Annotated in this window: 3 protein-coding genes; all 3 read right to left on the bottom strand. The window is 48.9% G+C overall.

Features of this window, described 5'->3' with window-relative positions; all coding sequences use genetic code 11:
- On the bottom strand, positions 1-475 hold a 475-nt coding region (locus PX636_RS21855; protein ID WP_288118864.1), incomplete at its 3' end, for an MgtC/SapB family protein.
- Positions 476-551: 76 nt separating this feature from the next.
- On the bottom strand, positions 552-686 hold the full coding sequence (locus PX636_RS21850; RefSeq protein ID WP_125730898.1) for a PLP-dependent transferase: 135 nt from the start codon (positions 684-686) through the stop codon (positions 552-554).
- 15 nt (positions 687-701) lie between these two features.
- On the bottom strand, positions 702-1,649 hold the full coding sequence (gene cysK, locus PX636_RS21845; RefSeq protein ID WP_002795950.1) for a cysteine synthase A: 948 nt from the start codon (positions 1,647-1,649) through the stop codon (positions 702-704).
- Between the last annotated feature and the right edge of the window lie 157 nt (positions 1,650-1,806).

The raw sequence follows: 1,806 nt of genomic DNA, 5'->3' as shown, positions 1-1,806 counted from the left end.
GACCTTTAATATATTTGCCTAAAGATTTATTTTTCTTAAGTCGTTTAATGCCACTTAAAGTGCACAGAGAGAATAGAGTTCCCACCAGAACCATCTGCCATAAACCGCAACCAGAAGCGGCGCCTAATCCTGCCGCTAACCAGATAGTCGCCGCCGAAGTCAAACCTTTTACTTGTACCTTATTTAGTTCCCGATGGGATTGTTGTAGGATGATTCCCGCCCCTAAAAAACCGACACCAGAAGCGACCCCTTGAATAGTGCGACTGAGGGCATTAGAAGACGCATAACCCACATCTCCTTCCGCTTGTAGGGGAATCATGACAAACATGGCAGCCCCGAGACTAACGATGATAAAAGTTCTCAATCCAGCCGGACGACCGCCTCGCTGTCGGTTATAACCAATCAGACAGCCGACGGCCATAGCCATACTGAGCCGAAAAATAATCGTTTGCCAATCTTCCGAGTCAAAAAACATTGTTTAACCCATCAAATGAGATAAAAACTTCGCCTAACCAATCAAAGCCCTTTCCAGATCCCGCTTTAAATCGTTTCTATTCTCGATCCCGATCGATAATCGTAGTAAAGCCGGTGTTATAGGTGGAAGTGAGATAAATGGGAATCGTTACCGCACCATGGCTAGAGTCTGGTTCTTGCCCCCCATGAATCGCCCTCGTTGCAAATTCCATCAATTTATTTTCCTATTAGTCGATATCTTCGAGGTCTTTAAACAGGGCCGTGCTGAGGTAACGTTCCCCGAAACTAGGCTGAATCATGACGATTAATTTATCTTCGTTTTCGGGTCTTTTGCCCACCTGAATCGCCGCCCATAAAGCCGCTCCGGCCGAGATGCCCGATAGTAGTCCCTCCTGACGAGCTAACCGTCGCGCGTAGGCGAAAGCCTCTGTATCATCGACGATAATCACCTCATCGATTAATTCCGGTCGGAAAATTGCCGGGATAAAACCGGCGCCGATGCCTTGGATTTTGTGCGGCCCCGGTGGTCCTCCCGATAAGACGGGACTATTAGAGGGTTCAACTGCGATCGCTTGAAATTGGGGACGACGGGGTTTAATGGTTTCGGCAATACCGGTAATGGTTCCCCCGGTTCCCACGCCACCGATAACGATATCTACCAGACCATCGGTATCGGCCCAGATTTCCTCGGCGGTGGTTTCCCGGTGAATTTTCGGGTTAGCCGGGTTGCGGAACTGTTGCAAACTATAGGCGTTGGGGGTATTTTCGACTATTTCCTCGGCCCTGGCGATCGCTCCTTTCATGCCTTGGCTACCCGGGGTTAATTCTAATTGCGCCCCGTAAGCTTTTAACATTGCTCGTCGTTCTAAACTCATGGTTTCGGGCATAGTCAGGATTAAGCGATAGCCTTTGGCCGCCGCTACCATGGCCAGGGCGATGCCGGTATTACCGGAAGTTGGTTCCACCAGAATTGTTTTATCGGGGTGAATTAGTCCGGCGGCTTCAGCGTCCTCCACCATACTGACCCCGATGCGATCCTTAACCGAGGCGGCGGGGTTCATACTTTCCAGTTTGACGACGATGCGGGCTTTTACTCCCTCTGCCACTGGGATTCGATTCAGTTGGACTAGGGGAGTCCGTCCTACCAATTGGGTGATGTCTCTTGCGATCGGCATAATCCCACTTGCTTTATACTTGTTGGCTATTTTTGATTATATATGTATTTAAGATGTTTTACAATACTTTTTAAGTCGGAGTACACTGCAAAATGCTGGTGTTGGCACCTCTGATCACAACGTCGGCGGGGATTATCCCTGTCGATTTTTATTACCT

The sequence above is a fragment of the Microcystis sp. M53598_WE2 genome, assembly GCF_030067735.1.
GTDB classification, from domain to species: domain Bacteria; phylum Cyanobacteriota; class Cyanobacteriia; order Cyanobacteriales; family Microcystaceae; genus Microcystis; species Microcystis aeruginosa.
The sequence above is the reverse complement of the archived record's forward strand: the minus strand, read 5'-3'. Positions and strand labels throughout refer to the sequence as shown.